The organism is Streptomyces sp. NPDC060209, assembly GCF_042728155.1.
GTDB lineage: Bacteria > Actinomycetota > Actinomycetes > Streptomycetales > Streptomycetaceae > Streptomyces.
The window spans coordinates 1-21,356 of record NZ_JBHWZS010000046.1 but is presented as its reverse complement, the minus strand read 5'-3'; the positions used below and the strand labels follow the sequence as shown (position 1 = coordinate 21,356).

The following is a 21,356-nucleotide window of genomic DNA, read 5'->3' as shown; positions in this document are numbered from 1 at the left end:
TGAGCGCCCTTGGGCGCTTGGCGCCGGACTCCGGACACCCGGTAGCGTGAGCCGACGATTCCATAGGTTCACACGTAGGAGTCCCGGTGACGCAGAGCGGACAGGGTGACGAGCAGCAGCTTCCCGCTGTACGGCCCGCGCACGAAGGTGTCGTGCTGCCCGCGGAGGGTGGTGCCCCCTGGAACGCAGGGGGGCCGGCGAGCGGGCAGCCGGACCAGGCCGCCCCCGCCGGCGGGCAGCCGTGGGGCCAGCCCTGGGGGCCGCAGGCCGCGCACCAGGACGGCCCGCCGCCGGGGCAGCTGCCACCTGAGCAGCACCAGCAGGGGGCGTACCAGCAGCCGCAGCACGGGCAGTACCAGCCCTCGCAGCAGCACTACGCGCCCCCGCAGGACTCGTACCAGCAGAATTCGTACCAGCAGGCGCAGCAGCCGCAGCAGTATGCCCAGCCCCTGCCGCCCGAGTCCGCTCCCACGGGACAGGGCATGGGGCAGGGTGGTGACGCGGACGCCACGCAGTACATCGCGCCCGTTCCCGGCGGACCCCTCCCCGGAGGGCTGCCTCCCGAGCGCCCGGCGGAATCCACCCAGTACCTGGGCCACAACGCCGCGCCCGCACAGCAGTCCGACGCCGACGCGACGCAGTTCATACCCCCGGTGCCCGGCGGCGCTCCGTACGGAATCCGGCCGGGAGCCCCGGGCGACCGGCAGCCGCCCGCGGAGTTCGACAGCCTCTTCCGCAGTGGGGAGCCCGCGGGCGCCACACAGCAGATGCCCCGCTTCGCCGGACACCAGCAGCAGCCCCAGCATCCCCGCCAGGGTGCCCAGCAGCCGCCGCAGGCCGCCCAGCCCTACCAGTCGGGCCTGCAGGGCCTCCACGGCGGGGACGGCGGATACGGCGGACATGGCGGGAACGGCGGGCAGGAGCCGGACGAGGGCGGTGGCGCGCCGCGCAGACGGTCCGCGCACATCCCGCTGATCGCGGCCGTCGTCATCGGCTGCGCCGTCATCGGGCTCGGCGCCGGCGCCCTGATGAGCGGGGGCGACGACAGCCCCTCGGACGACAAGCAGCCGGTGGCCGCGCAGAGTTCGACGCCGGGCGACACCTCCGCGCAGGCGGCCGACCCCGCGAAGCCCCAGGCCGAGGCGCTCGACAAGCTGCTCGCGGACAGCAACGACAGCCGCGCGGCGGTGATCAGCGCCGTGGAGAAGATCAAGAACTGCCGTGCACTGGACCAGGCGGCCACCGATCTGACGGGGGCGGCCGAGCAGCGCCGCGGTCTGGTCACCCGGCTCGAGGCGCTGAGCGTGGACCAGCTCCCGGACCACGCCGAGCTCAAGGCATCTCTGACCAAGGCCTGGCAGGCGTCGGCCGAGGCCGACGACCACTACGCCGCGTGGGCCGGTCAGGCCAAGGACGGCAAGAAGGTCTGCAAGGGCGGCAAGGCCCGTTCGACCGACGAGTACAACAAGGCCAACGTGTCGAGCGGCGAGGCCACCACGGCCAAGCGGAAGGCCTCGGGGCTGTGGAACTCCATCGCGCAGAAGTACGGGCTGACCGAGCGCGCCCCCACGCAGCTCTGACGCGGTGGCCGCCGGCCCGGGTGTTCCCACCTCGGGCCGGAGGCCGGTGAGCGTCGTCAGCCGCCCGAACGGGCGTTGACGAGGGTCTGCGTGACGTCCACGAAGCCCTTCTTCTCCGCGGTGAGCCGCCCGTCACGGACCACCTGGAACGTCACCCGCCCATTGACGATGCGTCCGTAGGCGGCTGTGCCGACCATGTCCTGGAACCGCCAGCGCAGGACCGGCGTGAGTCCGCCGGTGTCCACCTCGGTGCCGCGGTTGAGGCTGACGGAGACCCCGCTCGCCGTGATGTCCGACCGGTCCATCGCCTCGACGACCGCCTTGAGCGCGGTGTACGCGATCCAGGTCGTCTGCACGCCCGTGTCCGAGGGATCGATCCGGTTGTCCCCGAAGGCGTACTTCCGGATCACCTCGCGCATCTCGTTCCAGCGGGCATCGCCGGACTCCGGGTACCAGCCGGTGACGAGGGCCCCCTCGAAGGGGCTGTCCGGCCCGCCCGAGCGGTCGATGAGGCCCTGGCCGACGCTGCCGAGCACGGACGAGATCCGTACCTCGCTGTCCTCGGGTTCGAGCCGGCGGAAGGAGTCGAAGAAGGTCTCCGTGCCCTTGCCGAGCACCGCGGTCACACAGCCGTCGCCCGCCTTGTCGAGGGCCTTTGCCGCCTCGGTCTCGTACGACGTGGCCTCCTCGGCGGCGCTGATGTCGTAGGCCGCGGGGCGGTCGCTCCTGCCGAGGCTCGTGTCGAGGAGTCCGGGCATGGTGTCGCCGACCAGGGTGTCGGGCCGCACGAGCGACACCCGCTCGCAACTGGCTGCCAGTTGCTCGCCGTTGCCCGCGACGAGCGCGGGCTGGCCGCCGTTGACCGGGTAGGAGAGATAGCTGGTGAACTCGTCGGCCGAGGCGCCGTAACCGCCGATGTACGGGATTCCGGCTGCCTCCAGCGGGGCCAGGAACGCCCGCCCGTATCTGCTGTACGAGCCGACGACCGCCGCCACGTTCTCGTCCGCCGCCCGCCGCGCGCACTTCGATGCCCCGACCGCGGTGTCCTGCTCGTTGCAGGTGAGTACCCGGAGCTCGTGGCCGCCGATCCCGCCCTTCTCGTTGATCCAGCGGGCGTAGGTCCTCGCCATGGCCGGCATGCCCGCCATGTTCACCGCGTCGGCTCCGGTGGTGTCGGGTGCCCAGGTCATGACCGTGACGGGCTCCCTGGAGCCCCCCGGGACTCCAGGGAGGACACCACAGCCGGATATCAGCAGTGCCCCGGCCGCCGCCGATGTGAGGAGCTTGTAGGGGCGGGGGGAGGTGAGGCGTCGCCATCCGGTCATGGGCATGAACTTTTGCGGTTCAGGGGTAACGCCACAGTGTGCTGTGGTCAACGCACGGTGACGTGGAGGTGAATTACGGGGGGCCGTGCACGGCCTCGGCAAGGGAACGTACGATCGGCAACCGTGCAGCAAGGTTCGGAGAACACTTCCCGTCGCGGCCGTCGCTCCTCCACCATGGGCGGCATGCCGCTCAATGACATGCCGTGGTGGCGCTGGCGCAGCAACGTGCGCTCGGCGCTGCACATGCTCTCCGACCCCGTCTTCCATCACGAGTGCTGGCTGGCCGGCCGGGAAGGGTACGGCGACGTCACCGACGCCGTGTACCGCCTGGTCGAGGACACCTGGCTGGACAACTGGTCCGCCGAGAAATACGTGGGAACGATCTTCCGCGACTCGGCCGAGGCCGCCCTCGTGGACGTCGCCGCCCTGCGGGTGCTGCGCATCATGCACCAGATAGGCGCCGACGCCCCCGTCTCCGCCTATCTGGAACATCCGGGCTGGCAGGAGGCGGTCGTGGCCGCCCGCGAGGCCCATGTGATGCTCGCCACCAACGACGCGGAGGACCCGGACACCCCGCCACGCTCCCTGGACGTGCTCCGCATCATGACCAGATCGGCGTGACCGCCGGGCGGTGTGGCACCCTACGGGAATGACCGCGCCGCAGCCCGCCGAATCCGTATCCGCTGCCTCGGAGACCGTCTCCGAGCAGTACGTCCTCACGCTCTCCTGCCCCGACAAGCAGGGCATCGTGCACGCCGTGTCGAGCTATCTCTTCATGACCGGCTGCAACATCGAGGACAGTCAGCAGTTCGGCGACCACGACACCGGTCTCTTCTTCATGCGGGTCCACTTCTCGGCGGACGCCACGGTCACCGTGGACAAGCTGCGCGCCAGCTTCGCCGCGATCGGGGACTCCTTCCGGATGGACTGGCAGATCCACCGGGCGAGCGACCGGATGCGGATCGTGCTGATGGTCAGCAAGTTCGGGCACTGCCTCAACGACCTGCTGTTCCGCTCCCGCACCGGTGCCCTGCCGGTCGAGATCGTGGCGGTCGTCTCCAACCACACCGACTTCGCCGAGCTCGTCGCCTCGTACGGCGTCCCCTTCCGGCACATCCCCGTGAACAGGGAGAACAAGCCGGAGGCCGAGGCTCAGCTGCTGGAGCTGGTCCGCGGGGAGAACGTCGAACTCGTCGTCCTGGCGCGCTACATGCAGGTGCTCTCGGACGACCTCTGCAAGCAGCTGAGCGGCCGGATCATCAACATCCACCACTCCTTCCTGCCGAGCTTCAAGGGCGCGAAGCCGTACCACCAGGCCCATGCGCGCGGTGTGAAGCTGATCGGCGCGACGGCGCACTACGTGACCGCCGACCTCGACGAGGGGCCGATCATCGAGCAGGAGGTCGAGCGCGTCGGGCACGGCGTCACGCCGGACCAGCTCGTCGCCGTCGGACGCGACGTGGAGTGCCAGGCGCTGGCCCGCGCGGTCACCTGGCACGCGGAGCGGCGCATCCTGCTCAACGGCCGCCGCACGGTCGTCTTCCCCTAGCGACCCGGCAGCCCGCGGTCCTACAGCCGGCTGAGGGAGGCCGCGGCGAACAGGACGTCGCGGATCGCCTCGCGGTCGCCCTCCTGGCCGGCCGCGGCTTCGACCGGCGGCACATGGCCGGCGACCAGCCGGCAGAACTCCACGCCGTCGAGCGCGACCTGCGCGACCGTGTGGGCGGGGGAGCCGAGGGCGGCCGGTGAGTCCAGCGCGATGTACCAGTCGCCACCACCGCGGCCCTCGACCTCCAGGTGGAGGGAGCGGCCCGGGGACCCCGCGGTGACCAGATGGCGGGCCGGTGCGGCCAGCCCCGCGCGGCGGCGCTCGGCGAGGGTGGCGGGCAGCAGCCGGGCGGCCAGGTCGATCATCCGGTGGAGATGGGCGGCGGCGGGCGGCTCGTAGGGGTAGTCCACCGCGTCCGCGATGTCACCGCCGTGCACCCAGCACTCGAAGGCCCGCTCCAGGAGCGAGTCCTGCAGCGGAAGCGCGAAGTCCCCGTACGGGACGGAGAGCTCCGCGACGCCGCGGCCGGCGAACGAGACCGTACGGACGAGGGAGTGGCTCTGGTCGCGCCAGGGCGCCCGTACGGTCCGGGTGGGCGGCCGGAGAGCGGCCGACCAGTACGTCTCGGTGCGCTCTGTCGGGGTCGGTGGAAGGGAGCCGTCTCCCTTGCCCAGCGGATCGTCCAGGCCGAGCGCTCTGGAGACCAGACCGTCGACGGCCATCAGGTGGCCGATCACCCCGGCGACCGTCGTCTTGCGGTTCACCTGCCGGTCGCCCTCGAACCACTTCAGCCGCACCGGCGCGTGCCACTCCGAGTCGCCGAAGTCCCGCAGCAGCGCGTCGAGCCGTGCGGTCTCCGCGTCGTACGGGGCCGCCCACGGCGGGACGGGGATGCGCGCGGGACGGCGGCCCAGGCAGCCCTCCAGGACCCGGGACCGCAGCATCGGGTCCAGGTCCAGGGTGCCGTCGGTGTGCAGCAGCCCCACGGCGTCGCGCAACCGCAGCGCCTCGTCGGCGCAGGGCGCGCACGAGGTGAGGTGATCCTCGACGGCCGCGGTCTCCTCGGCGGAGCAGGCGGCCAGGGCCCAGGCGCCGAGGAGGGACTTGAGCACCTTGTGGGGGAGCGGCGGGGCGGGTGGTTCAGGTGGTTCGGGCGGTTCGGGCGGCTTCGCCGGTGCCTGGCCTCCGGACCGGACCGGGGGCAGCGTCTCCTGGTCGTCCGCCGCCGCCCGGGGACCGGGTATGCGCCGCTCGACCGGCTTCTCCCCGTCGCGGCCGTCGCCGCCGTGGCCGCCGCTCATGGTGTCGGCCCGTATCCGGGAGGCGCCGAGTCCGCCGACGGCCGGGTGTTCGCGGTGGAGAGCAGCTGAAGGCCGAGCCGCAGCCGGCGCCTCGCCTCGTCCCCGGTTACGCCGAGGTCGGCGGCGGCCTGCCGGTAGTCCCGGCGCTGGACGTACGCGAGCTCCAGCGCGGCGCGCAGCGGCGCGGGCATGGAGGCCACGATGTAGTCGGCGCGGGCCGCGGCGGTCGCCTTGAGCACCCGGTGCTCCAGCTCCTCGGCCCGCCCGTCCGCCTCGGGCCCCTCGGCCCCGCCGTGCGTCCTGCGGATCCGCTGCACGGACCGGCGATGGGTGAGCCGCGCCACCCAGGAGCGCATGGAGCCGTGCTTGGGGTCGTACGCGTCGGGGTTCTCCCAGACGTAGCCGAAGACCTCGCGCGTCACCTGGTCCGCCGCGTCCTCGTCGTCGAGCATGCGGTGGGCCTGGCTGTGGACGAGGGCGGCGAACCGGTCGTAGAGCTCGCCGAGCGCCGCCGCCTCGCCACGGGCCAGCCGCTGCTGCATCCGGCGGTCCCAGCGCGGTGGTGCGTCCTTCGCCATCCAGCCCCCAGCCCTGTGCCTCTCGTCACGTCGAATGTAGTCGGCGGCATAGTCCGAGCACGCACCTTTCCGGCAAGTACGTCCCTCGAGTGGCGCCGGATGATAGGGAATGCTTCACCCCTTGCCCTTTCCTGGTCGCATAAACGATCCTGAAGTGATCATTTCTGGATGAATCCTGCGTCAGGCCGGTGGGTGGAAGAGGGTTTCACGGGCGGGTACGGGGGCAGCCGCGAGGAGGAACGGAAACTTCCGGATCCTCCGGAGCCCCGGAACGAGAGGCCGAGTCGCGTGACGCTGAAGGTGTACGAGACCGAGCAGGACGCGTGGACCGTGCTGCGGATCCACGGCGAACTCGACCTCGTGAGCTCACCCGTCGTGCGGCAGTCGGTCCACGGGGCCGTGGCCGCCGGACGGCACGACGTGGTCCTCGACCTCTCCGGCGTCTTCTTCTGCGACTCCAGCGGCGTCAACGTCCTGATCGCCGCCCGCCGCCTCATGAAGTCCTGCGGCGGCCGGCTGCGGCTGATCCTCCCCGCCCGCGGCGCGGTCGACGGTTCGCACGTCAACAAGGTGCTCGGCGCCCTGGGCGTACGCCGGCTCTTCGACGTCTACCCCGACGCCGGCGCGGCCACCGACGACGAATCCCGGCCGCTCACCGCGTGACGCGCCGGACAGGCACGAGGTTGTCACACCACTGAAGGGAGTCAGTGACACGTGACGCCGCCCGGCGTCGTACGCTCCCCGCATGGACAGCGCAGAGTACGAGCGCAAGATCGCGCACCGCTTCGCCGCCTTCGACCAGGACGGCAACGGCTACATCGATCGCGCCGATTTCAACGCCGCCGCGGCCCGTCTGCTCACCGAGTTCGGTACGACGGCCCGCTGCGACCGCGGTCAGTCGCTCTACACGGGTGCCGAGGCCTTCTGGCAGGGCATGGCGGGCATCGCCGATGTGGACGGGGACCAGCGCGTCACCCGGGAGGAGTTCGTCGGCGGGGCCGTGAAGCGGTTGCGGGACAATCCCGAGCGCTTCGCGGAGATCGCGCGCCCCTTCCTGCGCGCGGTGCTCGTCGTCGCCGCCGGCGCGGACGCCGAGGGCAACGCACCCGCCTCGGCCCCGGTCGCCGCGGTGGAGCGCGCCCTGCGGGTACTGGGCGCCGAGGACGACATCGCCGGCGTCGCGGCGAGGAGCCTGGACACCGACCAGGACGGCCGGATCGCCGAGGCGGAAGCGGTCGCCGCCTTCTCCGCGTACTTCACGGTGATCGAACCCGACGCGTAGGCACGGGACCGGGCCGGACGCGCACCCCTGACCGGCCCCGAGCGCGGACCGCGCGCCAACACGCCGAACGGCGCGAGCAGTTAGCGCCCTCCCGCGGCCCGGTCCCGGCTGCTCCCGGGCCGGGCCGCAGTGCGGGGTCGGGCACGGTCGTGGCTGACCGGGGGCGTACGGACGGTGTGCAGCGGGTGACACAAAGCATCCGAAAGCCGGGTGCGCCCCCGGAGCGACCTGTCACCGGGCGGAGTCACGGGCCCGTGCTCGGGTACGCTCCGTTGGATGCGAGTGGTACTGGAACCGGAGGATCCGGGTGCGCCCCCTGTGGCCGCCCCGGGCGGCGCACGGTGCCCTGCTCGCGGCCCACGGAGCTGCGACGGGCCTGCCGGGGACTCGGTCCCCGGGGAGCCGGTGCGCCTCTGTTCGACTCTCCGCAGCACGCGTCGCACAGTATGGACCACGCGTACTCCTTCGCGCTGGAATATGCCCGAAGCGCTTGTTGCGGTGACTGTACGTCAACCATGCTGTCTCGCAGGGGAGTCACGTTCCGTGACCCTGAGGAGGCGCGAGGCGATGTGTCCGCCGGTTCGGATGGTGTGAGCGGTGCAGGTGCTTCAGGTTCAGCTGGAGGTCGGGCCGGATCCCGCGGAGGTGGGACGGGCCCGCAGATGGGCGCGGTCGCGGCTGATCGGGTCCGGGATGGAGGACGACGAGCCGCTCGCGGAGACGCTCATCCTGCTGATCTCGGAGCTCGTCACCAACGCGGTGGTCCACACGGGCTGTCCGGCCGTGCTGCGGATGCTGTTCGGCTCGGCGAGTCCGGCCGGTTCGGCGGGGACGGTGCGGGTCGAGGTGGCCGACACCAGCTGCCGTCCGCCCCAGCCGCGTCACGCGGAGGGTGAGGACACGGGAGGCCGTGGCCTGGAGCTGGTGGACGGCCTGGCGGATCGCTGGGGCTGGCAGCCGGAGGGCGCGGGCAAACGGATCTGGTGCGAGATCGACCGGGGCGGCCCGGTCATCATCCCGGCGATCCAGGAGCAGCCCGGCGACCGGGCCCGTCTCTGAGGGGACCTCTCAGCGTCCCGCCACCGTCGACCGGAACGTCCTCCGGTAGACCGTGGGCGACACCCCCAGCGCGGCCTGCACGTGCTGCCGCAGGGAGGTGGCCGTACCGAAGCCCGCGTCCCGTGCCACATGGTCGATCGACAGGTCCGTGGACTCCAGTAGCTGTCGTGCCCGCTCCACCCTCTGCTGGGCGAGCCACTGCCCGGGGCTGATGCCGACCTCCTCGCGGAAGCGGCGGGTGAAGGTGCGCACGCTCATCGACTCCTGCAGTGCCATGTCGCGCAGCAGGATGGGCTGTTCCAGCCGTCCGAGAGCCCAGGTCCGTGCGGCCGTCGTCGAGGCGAGCCCCGCCTCGGGCACCGGGCGCAGGATGAACTGTGCCTGACCGCCGTCGCGGTGCGGGGGCACGACCGTACGGCGGGCGACGTCGTTGGCGACGGCGGTGCCGTGGTCCCGGCGCACGATGTGCAGGCAGAGATCGATCCCGGCGGCCACACCGGCCGAGGTGAGTACGTCCCCGTCGTCGATGAACAGGACGTCCGGATCGACGCGGACCTTCGGGAAGAGCCGCTGGAAGTGATCGGCCGACGACCAGTGGGTGGTGGCGGGGCGCCCGTCGAGATACCCGGCCGCGGCGAGGACGTAGCCGCCCGTGCAGATGGAGACGATGCGGGCCCCCGGCCTGATGTGCGCGAGCGCGGCGGCCAGTTCGCCGGTGAGCCGGCCCTCCTCGTAGACGGGGCCGAGTTCGTAGGAGGCCGGGACGACGACGGTGTCGGCGGTGGCGAGTGCCTCCGGGCCGTGCTCGACCATGATGCTGAAATCGGCGTCGGTGCGGACCGGGCCCGGCGGGCGCACGGAGCAGGTCACGACGTCGTACAGCTTCTCTCCCCTGCCGTTCGGCTCCGCGCTCAGTGAACGGCCGAAGATCCGCTGCGGGATGCCCAGTTCGAAGGGGAGCACCCCGTCGAGCGCGAGGACGACGACACGGTGGCGCATCTGGACTCCTGCTCCCCGACGGATTGGGCGTGACTGTTCACGGCCTGATAAACGTACCGGTCATGAAGGAAATGCCGACCGTCCGCGCATCCGTTCCCGGGGCGGCTGTCGTCCGCGTGGTGGCTGTGGGAGCGGCACTTGTGACCGTGGCCGCGGGCCTCGGCGTCCGCTCGGCCGGGAGCGGGGACGTGGCGAAGTACGCGGGGGACGCCCTCTACACCGTGCTGATCCACGTCCTTGTCGTCCTCCTCGTGCCCCGGGTGCGGCCGCTGACGGCGGCGGGAGCCGCGCTGGCCTTCAGCTGGGCAGTGGAACTGGCCCAGCTCACGGGCGTACCGGCCGATCTCGCCCGGCAGAGCGCGGTGGCACGGCTGGTGCTCGGCTCGACGTTCAACGCCCCGGACCTGCTCTGGTACGTGGTGGGGGCGGCCCTGGCCTGGGCCGTCCACAGCCGCCTGCCGGCCGGGCGGCGGCCCGCGCGGCCCTGACCCTGCGGGCCCCCGCCGGCCCGATTCCTGCGAAGGGTGTCCTTCCGGCCGCTCGTGCGCGTGCGGCTCCCTGGCGGATGCTGAGCGTCGTGACCCAGACAACCGACAGTGCGACGGCCGAGTACGCCCCTCGCCGCCGCCGGCGGATACACCGTGCGTGGATCGTCGCCGCCGTCACCTTCGTGACGATCATCGGCGGAGCGGCCTTCAACTCCCTGCCCGGCCTCCTCATCGAGCCCCTCCACGCGAGGTTCGGCTGGTCGTACGGTGAGATCGGTTTCGCCGTCTCCCTCGACATGGCGCTGTACGGGCTGTCCGCGCCGTTCGCGGCCGCGCTGATGGACCGGTTCGGCATCCGCCGGGTCGTGGTCGTCGCGCTCGGCGCGGTGGCGACCGGGGCGCTGGCGAGCATCTGGATGACGGCGTCCTGGCAGCTCATGCTCTATTGGGGCCTGCTCGTCGGCCTGGGTACCGGCTCGATGGCGATGGCGTTCTCGGCGACCGTGACCAACCGCTGGTTCGTCGCCCGCCGCGGACTGGTCACCGGCATCCTGACCGCGGCCGGAGCCTCCGGTCAGCTGGTCTTCCTGCCGCTGTGCGCCTGGATCGTCGACAGACACGGCTGGCGACCGGCCTCCGTGACGGTCGCGCTGGCCGCCCTCGTCGTCGTCCCCTTCGTCTGGCTCCTCATGCGTGACCACCCGGCCGACGTGGGCCTCGCCCCCTACGGCGGTGCGTACGTGGAGAAGCCGGCACCCGCGACGGGCGCCGCGGCCCGCGCCGTACGCGTCCTGTTCGACGCGGCCCGCACGGGTCCGTTCTGGCTGCTGGCGGGCTCGTTCGCGATCTGCGGTGCCTCCACGAACGGCCTGATCCGCACCCACTTCATCCCCTCGGCCCATGACCACGGCATGCAGATCACGGCTGCGGCCTCGCTGCTGGCCGTCATCGGCTTCTTCGACATCATCGGCACCATCTTCAGCGGCTGGCTCACGGACCGCTTCGACGCCCGCAGGCTGCTGGCCGTCTACTACGCGCTGCGCGGGGTCTCGCTGCTGTTCCTGCCGATGCTGATGGCCCCGACGGTGCAGCCGTCTATGGTCTTCTTCATCGTCTTCTACGGACTGGACTGGGTCGCCACGGTCCCGCCGACCCTGGCCCTGTGCCGCGAGCAGTACGGCGAGGACAGCGCGATCGTCTTCGGCTGGGTCCTGGCCTCGCACCAGGTGGGGGCCGCCCTGGTGGCGTTCCTCGGCGGGGTGGCCCGGGACATGACCGGCTCGTACGACGTGGTCTGGTACGCCTCGGGCGCCCTGTGCGCGACGGCGGCCCTGATGGCCCTGGTGATCCGCCGTAAGCAGGGCGAAGGGGCACCGGCCGTCGTCGGCTGAGGGCCGGGGGCGGGTGCTCAGCTCGCGCGGTCCAAGGGCTCGAAGCCCACCTGCAGGCGCAGGCCCAGTGCTCCGGCGAGGCGCTCCAGCACAGGCGCAGCGTGGGCATCGTCCCGCCGCCTTCGAACCGCGCTACGGCAGGTTGCTGCAGACCGGCCTTACGCGCGAGTTGGGTCTGTGTCAGGCCGTCTTCGCGAGGCGGGCGGCTATCTTCCGTGCGTCCAGGGCCATTTCGCGGAGCATGCCGCTGATCGGGTTGGTGAAACCGGTGAAGTAGAGGCCCGGTGCTCCTGCCGGGGTGCGGGCGCCGTGCACCACGGGGCGGCCCCTCGGGTCCAGTACGCCGAGGTGGCCGACCAGGTCCTCCAGGGCGCGTTCGTAGCCGGTCGCCGCGATCACCGCGTCCGGGGTGATCCGCGTCCCGTCCGCCAGCACCACCGTGTCCCCGTCGAACGACTCGACCGTCGCCACGGGGACCACCCGGCCGCTCCTCACCGCGTCGATCAGCCCGACGTCCTGGACGGGGATCGCACCCTCCTTGACCCGCGAGTACAGGCCCGTGTCAGGGCGTGGAAGGCCCTGCTCCGCCAGGTCGGGGACGGAGACGCGGCACATCAGGCGGCCTGCCCGGTCGACGAGCCGGACCGGCAGCCTGCGGACCAGGACGGCGGTCGCCTGGGCGGGCCAGCCGGCCGTCGAGCGGCGCACGATGTGCGGGACGGTGCGCACCGCGATCCGCACCCGGGACGCGCCGCCCTCGACCAGGTCCACGGCGATCTCCGCGCCTGTGTTGCCGATGCCGACGACGAGGACGTCCTTGCCCGCGTACGGGGCCGGGGCGCGGTACTCCGCGGCGTGCACCAGTTCGCCGGTGAAGCCCTCACGGCCGGTCCACGCCGGGATCCGCGGGGTGTGGTTGAAGCCGGTGGCCACCACCACCGCCCGACCGGTGAGCACCCGGCCGCCCGTCGCGCTCAGCTGCCAGCCCGTGCCGTCGCCGGTCCGGTCGATCCGGGACACCTCGACCCCCGTCACCACCTCCAGCTCGTGGTGCTCGGCGTACTTCTCCAGGTAGCGCACCATGTCGTCGCGCGACACCCAGCGCCCGAACCGGCGGGGCATCGCCAGCCCCGGCAGCGCGGACCAGCGCCGGGTCGTGTGGAGGTGCAGCCGGTCGTAGTGGCGGCGCCAGGACGTCCCCACATGGCCGGACCTCTCCAGCACCACCGCCCGCACGCCCTGTTCCCGCAGGGCCGCCGCGGCGGCGAGGCCGCCCGGGCCGCCGCCGATCACATAGACCGGCCGGCCGTCGGTGCGGTCGATGGAGGCGGGGAGGGCGTCACCGGGGGTGGGGGTGCTTTCGGGCATGGTTCGGAGCGTAATAGGACATGAACATGATGGGTCCCGGTCCGGGTGGGAATCGGTTGCGAAATGATCACGGGCGGGATCGCCGGCCCCGTTCAGAGGCCGGGAGCGCCCCACACCGGGAACCAGCGCGAGAGGTCGCCCTCCACCCGGAGATCGTCGCCGAGCACGGCCCGCACCTGGAGCTCCAGCTGGTTGTCGCGCCTCTCCCCGCCGCCCGGGTCCGGGGCGAACGGATAGAACGTGCCGCGCTTGTAGAGGTAGACGAGCGCCAGCGAACGCCCCTCCGGGTGCCGGAACCCGATCATCGAGCAGAGCAGGTGCGGGCCGAAGCCGCCGTCCTGGAGGAGGGTGTTGACGGCGTGCAGGTCATTGACCAGGTCGGCTGTGCCATCGGCGCCGGGCTCCTGGCGGGCGAGCAGCCATGTGTAGCCGTAGGTGTCGCGGCTGAATTCGACCGGGATGCCGCCTCGCCCCGTGTCCGCGTCGAGCAACTCCCTCACGTCCTGCTGGATACGGGCGAACGTTCCGCCCTCCACCCCCGCGAAGCACACCGAGCCGATACCGGTCGGTGTGAAACCGGTGCCGGCCTGGAGGGTGAGCGCGGCGGAGGGGACCGCGAAGAGCTGGTCGAGATCGGGGCGGACCGGTTTGCTGCGCCCCAGGATGCTGTCGAGCAGGCCCACGGAAGCTCCTTACGGGTGGGACAGGCCGGCGGAGATGCGGGCCAGCTGGTCCAGACGCTGTTCGAGGGTCGGGTGGGAGGAGAGCAGCCTGCCCAGGCTCTCCTTGGAGGCGAAGGCGGGCACGAAGTAGAAGGCGTTGTACGGTTCCGCCTTCCGCAGGTCCTCCGTCGGGATCCTGGCCATCTGCCCGCTCACCTTGGTGAGGGCGGAGGCTAGCGCCGAGGGGCGGCCGGTGAGCAGTGCGGCCGTGCGGTCCGCGGAGAGCTCCCGGTAGCGGGAGAGCATCCGGGTCAGCAGGAAGCTCAGGGCGTACACGACGGCGCTGATCAGCGGGATGAGCATGATGATGATGCCCGCCGGGTCGTTGCCCCGGCTGTTGCGGGCGAAGCCGCCCCACAGGGCGACCCGGGTGACGACGCCGGCGAGGACCCCGAGGAACGACGCGATCGTCATCACGGCCACATCGCGGTGCGCGACGTGCGACATCTCGTGGGCGAGGACGCCTTCGAGCTCCTCGGGTTCCAGTCTGCGCAGCAGTCCGGTCGTGGCGCAGACCAGGGCGGTCTTCTCGCTGCGGCCGGTCGCGAAGGCGTTCGGCACATCGCTCTGCGAAATGGCCACCCGTGGTTTGGGCATGTCGGCGAGGGCGCAGATCCGGTCGATCGCCCCGTGCAGCTCCGGCGCCTCCTGCGGCGTGACCTCCCGGGCCCCCATGCCGTACGCCGCGATGCGGTCGCTGAACCAGAACTGGGCGACGAACATCCCGCCCGCGACGACCAGGATGATGGGCCAGGCCCCGCGCAGGACAGCCAGCAGCACGCCCACGAGGACCACGTACAGCAGACCGATGAAGAACATCGTGCTCACCATGCGGGTGGTCAGACCGCGGTCCGGGGCGTAACGGGAACGAGTTCGTGCCATGGGTGCCTCCAGCAGCTCACCTGACTCCCATAGTGCCCCTTTCATGTGTAAAGCGTATAAAGGGTGGTTTCAGGGCCAGAGGAGCTCACGGGTCCAGCCCGCGCCGTCCCGGCGGTAGCGCAGCCGCACGTGCCGACGCCGTTCGTCGCCCTGGAAGAACTCCACCTCCTGCGGCTCGACCACATACCGCGTCCAGGTCTCCGCCTCGGCGTCCGGCTGTGCCCGCGCGCGCTCCCAGGCGGCCTCGGAGGCCCGTACGAGGTCCTCCTGCGAGGGCAGTACCTCGCTCTGTGACCCGGTCAGCGCGGCGGCCAGCGCGCCGGTGGACCTGGCGCGCAGATCGGCCCGGCTCTCCTCGCGGCCCGCGGGGGCGGCCGTGCCCCGCACGCGCACCTGGCGGCCCTGGGCGGGCCAGTAGAAGCCGAGCGCCGCGTACGGGCGGGCGGCGAGCTGGCGGCCCTTCGCGCTGGTGGAGTGCGTGGCGAAGTGCCAGCCGCGCTCGTCCGCGTCGTGCAGCATCAGCGTGCGTACGTCGGGCCGGCCCTCGGCGTCCGCGGTCGCCAGGGTCATGGTGTGCGGTTCGGGCTGCCCGGCGGCCACCGCCTCGGCGAACCAGGCGTGGAAGAGGGGGAGGGGGGCGGCGGGTGCGGAGACCGGGTCGAAACGGGGGAGGGACACGTCCCAGACCCGCTGCGCGTGGAGCAGGTCGCGGAAGTCCTTCTGTGCATCGCTCATGGGTCCATTCCACAGCGTCCCGCGCCGGAGCCGAAACACCGCGGCTTCCCGCGCCGGAGCCGAAACGCCGACGGCGGACCACAGGGTGTGGTCCGCCGTCGGTGAGACAGGACGTGGGGAACCGCGGGAGGGCGCGGCGCCCGGCGTGTGCGGGGAGGTGTCCTGGCCGGCGCCTACCTGACCGGCTTCTTGCCGGTGATGCCCAGGTGGACCAACAGGGCGAGGTTGGGCCGGAGTTCGGCCTGCTTCACGCCCCAGGTGGTGAAACCCTTCTGGTGCGAGGCGACCCCCGCGAGCATGACGACCAGGGAGCCCGCGACCGCGGCAGGGCTGACGTCCTTGTCCACCTTGCCCTTGGACTGGAGCTCCTTGACCGCGTCCGTCAGGGAGTTGGTGACCGAGTTCAGTACCTTCATGCGGATCTTGTAGAACCGCTTGTCGCCCTCGGCCGCGCCGAGGTCGACGACGCGGAGGATCGCATCGTGGCGCCGCCAGAAGTCGAGGAATCCCTCGACCAGTTCTTCGGAGGCCTGCCAGCCGGCCTTGCCGACCCAGGAGCGGCCGCCGACCAGTTCGGTCAGTCCGGCGCCTTCCTTGGCCATTTCCTCTGCGAGTTCGAGAACGGCGCCCTCGACATCGGGGAAATACTGGTAGAAAGTCGCGGGTGAAGTCCCCGCCTTCCGGGCCACGTCGATGACTTTGACGTCCCGGTACGGCGAGGAGCTGAGCATCTCGCTGAGGCAGTCGAGCAGCTTCTGCCGCGTCGCCTGACCTCGCCGACCAGCCACGCGGCCGTCGACGGTGCGCACTTGTCCTGTCATGCCGTCAGCTTACCGAGGGGTGATCCGAGCGCGATCTGACCGACTGCAAATGGGGAACGCCCCAGTCCGGGCGGGGTGAACAGCGCAATTCCAGGTGGTGTGTGAGCCGTTTTTCACGCGGGCGTAAGCATTTATGGAATTTCTCTTCTTGCCGCGCCCCAGGGGCCCGGTGCGATGTTGTTATCAACAGCCTGTGGATAACTTCGGTGGACAACCTCCGTCCATGCGGGACGCGGGACCTTCACGATTCGGGCAAAGGTTCTATTCGACCCCCTCGGGGCGCGCCGCGGGGCCCCCGACGTTACGTTGAGTGTGACGGGCGTCACGGCTGCCCTCGTTGCGGTCCACACTGATCCACAGCGTCACCGGCCCGGCGTCATCGAGGCGTCGTCACGACCTCACAGCGACGGAAGGACCCGGCCATGGCCGTATTCGCGCAGTCCGCGCCGTGCTGGGTGGATGTGCAGCTCTCCGACCTGGAGGCCGGCAAGCGCTTCTACGGCGGGCTCTTCGGCTGGACCTTCCACGCGGGTGACGGCATGCCCTTCGCCGACGCGTACAGCGACGGCGAACTCGTCGCCGCGCTCGCCGCCAAGCAGGACGGCCGCATGCCCACGACCTGGGGCGTCTACTTCTCCAGCGACGACATCCTCGCCACCGTCGCCCTGGTCCGTAAGGCGGGCGGGCAGGTGATCACGGATCCGGTGCGGGCCGGCGGGGCCGGGGTCCTCGCTCAGGCGGCCGACCCGGGCGGGGCGGTCTTCGGCCTCTGGCAGGCGGGTGAGCGCGCCGGCTTCGAGAAGCAGAACGCGCCCGGTGCCTTCTGCTGGACCGAGGTCTACACCCGGCAGCCCGAGCGCGTGGACGCCTTCTACGAGGAGGTCTTCGGATTCCGGGGGACGGACATCGAACTGCCGGGCGCCGCCGGGGCGGCGGAGCCGTTCCGGATCTGGTCGCCCGCCGGGACCGAGCCGGGCGAGGACACGGCGATCGGCGGCCGCGCGGTCATGACGGACGCGTTCCCCGAGATGCTGCCCAGCTACTTCCTCAACTACTTCGCCGTAGTCGACTGCGACCACGCCGTCGAGACCGCCGCACGCCTCGGTGGCCGGATCACGGCCCCGCCTCTCGACACCCCCTACGGTCGGATGGCGGTCCTCCAGGACGACCAGGGTGCGGCGTTCGCCGTACTCCAGCCGACCGAGCTGCTGCCGTAGCCGTTCCACGGCTGTCCTGAAAGGGATGGAGTGCCACACAACACCCCGACTCGCCCCCGGGTTCGCAACCGGGCCCCGAGACAGGAAGAATCAGGGTGCGCACCGCCAAGTGGTGCCCAGTGGTGAGACGCTGCACAGGGCGGGATTTCGCGGGCTTCTGTTCCTGAGGTCCGTACGGGGAGGTGGCAGGCAAGTGGAGCAGCTGACGCAGCATGACCCGAGGCGGATCGGCCCGTTCGAGGTGCTGGGACGGCTCGGGGCCGGCGGCATGGGGCTGGTCTATCTGGCGAGGTCGGCTTCGGGCCGACGGGTGGCGATCAAGACGGTCCGTACGGAACTGGCCGAGGACCAGCTGTTCCGGGTCCGCTTCACGCGTGAGGTGGAGGCCGCTCGCGCGGTCAGCGGTTTCTACACCGCCGCCGTGGTCGACGCCGATCCGAGGGCGGCCGTGCCCTGGCTGGCCACCGCCTACGTACCCGCCCCCTCCCTCGAGGAGATAGTGAGTGAGTGCGGGCCGATGCCGACGCAGGCCGTGCGCTGGCTGGCCGCCGGGATCGCAGAGGCCCTGCAGTCGATCCACGGAGCAGGTCTCGTCCACCGCGACCTGAAGCCGTCCAACGTCCTCGTGGTCGAGGACGGGCCGCGGGTGATCGACTTCGGAATCGCCTCCGGCGTCTCCAACACCCGGCTGACCATGACGAACGTGGCGGTGGGCACGCCCGCGTACATGTCTCCGGAGCAGGCCCGCGACTCGCGCAGCGTGACGGGCGCGAGCGACATCTTCTCGCTGGGCTCGACCCTGGTCTTCGCGGCGACGGGGCACGCGCCCTTCCACGGGGCGAATCCGGTGGAGACCGTGTTCATGCTGCTGCGGGAGGGCCCCGACACCGAGGGGCTGCCCGACGATCTGCGTCCGCTCATCGAGTCCTGCATGCAGATGGACGCGACCCGGCGGCCCAGCCCGGCGGATCTGCAGGCCCAGCTTGCCCCGCACCTGTTCGCCTCCGGCAGCGACGACAGCGGCACGGCGTCGGCCTGGCTGCCGACCGTCGCGACCGCGATGATCGAGCAGCGCCGCGGCGGTGGCCGCGCCGTCGCCGTCGCGCCCGCCCCCGTGGCCGTTCCGCCGCCTCCGCAGCAGCCGCCGCCGGGTGCCGACTGGGACGGGGCGTGGCGCAGCGGCGGTGACCTGCGGACCGCGCCGGCCCCCGCTCCGGTGTCGGCGCCCGCCCCCGACGGCGGGCCCGTGCGGCTGCCCGGCGCCAAGGTGCCGATCGGCCCCGGGCCGCGCCCCGTGGACGTACGCGGCCCCGCCGCCGCGCACGCCGACCCGGCCACCGGCTGGGTGCGCGCGCCCGGCGGGCACACCTCAGCCGCTCCGGCCGCTCCGGTGCCCGCCCCCGCGCCCGCCCCGGACGCGGCACCCGCCGCGCCCGAGCGCTGGCGGCCGTGGCGCTTCCGCATGTCGAACGACGTGTGGGGCACGCCCGTGGTGGTCGGCGACCTGCTGTACGTGACGTCCTTCGAGGTTCACGCCCTGGACGTGGGCAACGGACGCCGCCAGTTCAAGACCCGCGACGTGGCCTGGTCGATGGCCGTCGACGGCGGCCGGATCCACGCCTCGGACGGCCCGTCCCTGTACGCGCTGGACGCCGCGACCGGCACCGAGCGGTGGCGGCTCCAGACCGACGCCTGGGTGTACTCCCTCAAGGCCGACCGGGGCACCGTCCTGACCGGGACGCGAGGCGGCGGCGTACAGGCGTGGGAGGCGTCCAGCGGCGAGAAGCTGTGGGAGGCCGCGGGCGTCCAGACGGACTTCGAGACGCCGGAGGCCGGTCCCGTCATCCATGACGGCACGGTGTACCTGTGGCAGGACGCCCGGCTGCGGGCCGTCGACGCGCGGACCGGCACGGAGCGGTGGTCGTACCCCATCGGCGACGCCGCCTCCTGCGGCGGGGTCCCGGTCCGGATCACCCCCGCGCCCGACGGCTCCGTGTACGTCGCGGCGGGGACCCGTGTGCTGGCCGTGGACACGGTCTCGGGCCGGGTGCGCTGGCACTTCGAGTCCCCGGCCGTCTTCCTCTCGCCGCCCGCCTTCGCGCCGGGACCGGCGGTCACGGGCGGCGGGGTGTACCTCGCCGACTACCTCGGCACCGTGTACGCGCTGGACGCCTCGACCGGCAAGGACAGGTGGCGGATCGCGACCGAGGCCCGGCAGTCCGTCGAGCCCGTGCTGGTCACGGCGGGCAACGTGCACGTCGGCAGCGGCAGCGCGCTGTACACCCTGGACGCGGTGACCGGCACGCCGAAGTGGCGCTTCGCCGCGGGCGGCGCGGTGGTCGGCGCACCGGTGGTCGCGGACGGCCGGGTCCACTTCGGTTCGGCGGACCACGTGCTCTACACCCTGGACGCGGCGGGCGGCCAGCTCCGCTGGAAGCTGGCCACGGGCGGCGAGATCACGGGCTCCCCGGTGGCGCAGGCGGGCGTCGTGTACGCGTGCAGCAAGGACCGCTGCGTGTACGCCCTGGACGCGCTGAAGGGCACGGGGACGGGGAACAGGGCGCGGGCCTGACGCCTCAGGGGTGGGGCGGGTGATACCGGTCCCGGTCCTGCTGCTCGCCCTGGGCGGGGTAGGTGTTCTCGTCCTGGACCACCGGGTACTGGGCGGTGTCCTCGTCCTCGCGGGACGCCCGGTGCCTGCCCGGCCCGGTGTACGGATCCGCCTCGGGCTCCGGCCCGGGGGACGTCTGCGCGGCCGGCCCCGGCTCCTGGGTCGGCGGCCAGGTGTCGGGGTGGTCGTCCGGCGGTACGGGATACGGCTCGGCGGTACGCCTCTGCCGTGTCGCCCGCCGCCGCCCCGACATCACCAGCGCGCCCAGCAGGAGCAGGACACCGCCCGCCAGGGCCTGCGCCACGCCCCAGCGGAGCCCGGAGCCGTCGCTGTCGACCGTCAGGCTTCCCGCGTCCTGTCCCTGGCGGACCATCCACAGCACGGTGAAGCCGATGACGATCAGGCCCGCGAGGGCCACCACCCAGCGCGAGCGGAGCACGACACCGACGATCGTCACCAGGGCGGCGAACAGGAACGGCAGCAGGATCGAGCCCATGACGGACGACGAGACACCTGTGATGCCGTCGAACAGGTCCTGGATGCGGTAGTCCCGCCCGAGGCGGTTTTTGTACCAGCTGTGGAAGGGGCTCTGCACGGCCGCCGCCGCTCCCAGGAGGGCGACGACGGAACCGAGGACATTGCGGATCATCAACAGCCTCCCGGGCCATGGCGCACGGCTGTGCGCACCGCTCCCCGGACCGACGCTACGCCTGGCCGATCTTCCCTGCCATCGGAGACCGGGACGAGACCGTGACAGGGTCATGACTGCACCATGGGTAAGCGGCCGGAATGCTGTGCGTTACGGTGTCGCGCGGCCGTGCGACGGCCGAAGTAGCCGACTACAGCTAGGGGGGCTGCATCGATGGTGCGGCGACAGATGAGGTTCGCGGCGGTCCTGGTCGTGGTGGTGCTCGCGCTCACCGGATTCTCCACGTCCAGCCACGGCGGCAAGAGCGGGAAGAGCCGCAGCAGCGGCGGCTCGAGCGGTGGCGGCTGCTCCAACTCCAAGAAGAGCAACAGCGGCTACCGCGACTACGACGACGATGACTACGACAGCTCGTCGAGCTCGTCCGGCGGCTCCACGTACGAGTCGCCCACCCCCGACGCGACCGCCTCGGAGGCCCCGAACCTGCGCGTCATCCGCTGTGCCCAGCCCAAGAAGGGCAAGCGCAAGGCGAGTACCTCCTCGTCGATCGAGGTCAGCTCGACCACGACGGGTACGCATGTGTACGACGTGGACGTGACCTTCGTCGACGCCAAGGGTCTGACCGTCGACACGGGTGAGACCGAGGTCGAGGTCGACGCCGGCGATTCCGAGATCATCACGGTCCGCATGGAGAGCCCGCGCCTGGTCTCCAAGGTGAAGCGCTGCCTGGTCACGGCGGAGCTGCGCTACTGACGACGGCCTGACGTGCAAGGGCCCGAGCCGCTCGGCTCGGGCCCTGCTC

The 21,356-nt window shown here is 71.9% G+C and carries 21 protein-coding genes; 11 read left to right on the top strand and 10 right to left on the bottom strand.

Annotated features, from left to right (window positions below):
* The first annotated feature begins 86 nt into the window (after nt 1–86).
* Complete coding sequence (locus tag ACFWFI_RS12175) at nt 87–1,580, top strand: hypothetical protein (RefSeq protein ID WP_387388231.1); 1,494 nt, start codon at nt 87–89, stop codon at nt 1,578–1,580.
* A gap of 56 nt (nt 1,581–1,636) precedes the next feature.
* On the opposite strand, the gene ACFWFI_RS12170 is transcribed toward ACFWFI_RS12175, so the two are convergent.
* On the bottom strand, nt 1,637–2,905 hold the full coding sequence (locus ACFWFI_RS12170) for an ABC transporter substrate-binding protein (protein ID WP_387388229.1): 1,269 nt from the start codon (nt 2,903–2,905) through the stop codon (nt 1,637–1,639).
* Nucleotides 2,906–3,079: 174 nt separating this feature from the next.
* Between ACFWFI_RS12170 and ACFWFI_RS12165 the strand changes: the two genes are divergently transcribed.
* Entirely contained in the window at nt 3,080–3,526 is a 447-nt protein-coding gene (locus ACFWFI_RS12165) for an SCO4402 family protein (RefSeq protein ID WP_033297487.1), read from the top strand.
* Nucleotides 3,527–3,554: 28 nt separating this feature from the next.
* Entirely contained in the window at nt 3,555–4,454 is a 900-nt protein-coding gene (purU, locus tag ACFWFI_RS12160) for a formyltetrahydrofolate deformylase (protein WP_387388227.1), read from the top strand.
* 20 nt (nt 4,455–4,474) lie between these two features.
* Here purU and ACFWFI_RS12155 read toward each other — a convergent pair whose 3' ends face one another.
* Both ACFWFI_RS12155 and ACFWFI_RS12150 read right to left on the bottom strand, forming a co-directional pair.
* Nucleotides 4,475–5,755 carry a zf-HC2 domain-containing protein gene (locus ACFWFI_RS12155; RefSeq protein ID WP_387388225.1) on the bottom strand — a complete coding sequence of 427 codons (1,281 nt, stop codon included), beginning with the start codon at nt 5,753–5,755 and terminating at the stop codon, nt 4,475–4,477.
* Nucleotides 5,752–6,333: an RNA polymerase sigma factor gene (locus tag ACFWFI_RS12150; RefSeq protein ID WP_387388224.1), complete on the bottom strand. Its 582-nt coding sequence runs from the start codon at nt 6,331–6,333 to the stop codon at nt 5,752–5,754. Before ACFWFI_RS12150 ends, ACFWFI_RS12155 begins: the two co-directional genes overlap by 4 nt.
* Before the next feature lie 288 nt (nt 6,334–6,621).
* Here ACFWFI_RS12150 and ACFWFI_RS12145 point away from each other — a divergent pair, with 288 nt between their 5' ends.
* The 3 genes from ACFWFI_RS12145 to ACFWFI_RS12135 all read left to right on the top strand — a co-directional run bounded on the left by ACFWFI_RS12145 (nt 6,622) and on the right by ACFWFI_RS12135 (nt 8,674).
* A complete protein-coding gene (locus tag ACFWFI_RS12145) occupies nt 6,622–6,996 on the top strand; it encodes an STAS domain-containing protein (protein ID WP_387388222.1) in 375 nt (124 codons plus the stop codon).
* A gap of 82 nt (nt 6,997–7,078) precedes the next feature.
* On the top strand, nt 7,079–7,615 hold the full coding sequence (locus ACFWFI_RS12140) for an EF-hand domain-containing protein (RefSeq protein WP_387388221.1): 537 nt from the start codon (nt 7,079–7,081) through the stop codon (nt 7,613–7,615).
* A gap of 597 nt (nt 7,616–8,212) precedes the next feature.
* On the top strand, nt 8,213–8,674 hold the full coding sequence (locus tag ACFWFI_RS12135; RefSeq protein ID WP_387388219.1) for an ATP-binding protein: 462 nt from the start codon (nt 8,213–8,215) through the stop codon (nt 8,672–8,674).
* Between the two features lie 9 nt (nt 8,675–8,683).
* Here ACFWFI_RS12135 and ACFWFI_RS12130 read toward each other — a convergent pair whose 3' ends face one another.
* Nucleotides 8,684–9,673 carry a GlxA family transcriptional regulator gene (locus ACFWFI_RS12130; protein WP_387388217.1) on the bottom strand — a complete coding sequence of 330 codons (990 nt, stop codon included), beginning with the start codon at nt 9,671–9,673 and terminating at the stop codon, nt 8,684–8,686.
* 71 nt (nt 9,674–9,744) lie between these two features.
* Between ACFWFI_RS12130 and ACFWFI_RS12125 the strand changes: the two genes are divergently transcribed.
* Nucleotides 9,745–10,161, top strand: coding sequence for a ribosomal maturation YjgA family protein (locus ACFWFI_RS12125; protein WP_387388257.1), 417 nt, complete (start codon nt 9,745–9,747; stop codon nt 10,159–10,161).
* Between the two features lie 89 nt (nt 10,162–10,250).
* Nucleotides 10,251–11,552: an MFS transporter gene (locus ACFWFI_RS12120; protein ID WP_387388215.1), complete on the top strand. Its 1,302-nt coding sequence runs from the start codon at nt 10,251–10,253 to the stop codon at nt 11,550–11,552.
* A gap of 180 nt (nt 11,553–11,732) precedes the next feature.
* On the opposite strand, the gene ACFWFI_RS12115 is transcribed toward ACFWFI_RS12120, so the two are convergent.
* The 5 genes from ACFWFI_RS12115 to ACFWFI_RS12095 all read right to left on the bottom strand — a co-directional run bounded on the left by ACFWFI_RS12115 (nt 11,733) and on the right by ACFWFI_RS12095 (nt 16,080).
* Complete coding sequence (locus tag ACFWFI_RS12115) at nt 11,733–12,920, bottom strand: flavin-containing monooxygenase (RefSeq protein ID WP_387388213.1); 1,188 nt, start codon at nt 12,918–12,920, stop codon at nt 11,733–11,735.
* Between the two features lie 92 nt (nt 12,921–13,012).
* Nucleotides 13,013–13,603, bottom strand: coding sequence for a PspA-associated protein PspAB (locus tag ACFWFI_RS12110; RefSeq protein WP_387388211.1), 591 nt, complete (start codon nt 13,601–13,603; stop codon nt 13,013–13,015).
* Nucleotides 13,604–13,612: 9 nt separating this feature from the next.
* Nucleotides 13,613–14,524 (bottom strand): zinc metalloprotease HtpX, encoded by a 912-nt coding sequence (gene htpX, locus ACFWFI_RS12105; RefSeq protein WP_387388210.1) that lies wholly within the window; start codon nt 14,522–14,524, stop codon nt 13,613–13,615.
* A gap of 69 nt (nt 14,525–14,593) precedes the next feature.
* Nucleotides 14,594–15,259, bottom strand: coding sequence for a pyridoxine/pyridoxamine 5'-phosphate oxidase (locus tag ACFWFI_RS12100; protein WP_387388209.1), 666 nt, complete (start codon nt 15,257–15,259; stop codon nt 14,594–14,596).
* Nucleotides 15,260–15,432: 173 nt separating this feature from the next.
* Nucleotides 15,433–16,080 carry a TetR family transcriptional regulator gene (locus tag ACFWFI_RS12095; protein WP_329231657.1) on the bottom strand — a complete coding sequence of 216 codons (648 nt, stop codon included), beginning with the start codon at nt 16,078–16,080 and terminating at the stop codon, nt 15,433–15,435.
* A gap of 422 nt (nt 16,081–16,502) precedes the next feature.
* Between ACFWFI_RS12095 and ACFWFI_RS12090 the strand changes: the two genes are divergently transcribed.
* Nucleotides 16,503–17,297: a VOC family protein gene (locus tag ACFWFI_RS12090; RefSeq protein ID WP_387388208.1), complete on the top strand. Its 795-nt coding sequence runs from the start codon at nt 16,503–16,505 to the stop codon at nt 17,295–17,297.
* Nucleotides 17,298–17,490: 193 nt separating this feature from the next.
* Nucleotides 17,491–19,869, top strand: coding sequence for an outer membrane protein assembly factor BamB family protein (locus tag ACFWFI_RS12085; protein WP_387388207.1), 2,379 nt, complete (start codon nt 17,491–17,493; stop codon nt 19,867–19,869).
* A gap of 4 nt (nt 19,870–19,873) precedes the next feature.
* Here ACFWFI_RS12085 and ACFWFI_RS12080 read toward each other — a convergent pair whose 3' ends face one another.
* On the bottom strand, nt 19,874–20,557 hold the full coding sequence (locus ACFWFI_RS12080; RefSeq protein WP_387388206.1) for a hypothetical protein: 684 nt from the start codon (nt 20,555–20,557) through the stop codon (nt 19,874–19,876).
* A gap of 213 nt (nt 20,558–20,770) precedes the next feature.
* On the opposite strand from ACFWFI_RS12080, the gene ACFWFI_RS12075 reads away from it, so the two are divergent.
* Nucleotides 20,771–21,307 (top strand): hypothetical protein, encoded by a 537-nt coding sequence (locus tag ACFWFI_RS12075; protein ID WP_387388205.1) that lies wholly within the window; start codon nt 20,771–20,773, stop codon nt 21,305–21,307.
* Nucleotides 21,308–21,356: the final 49 nt, after the last annotated feature.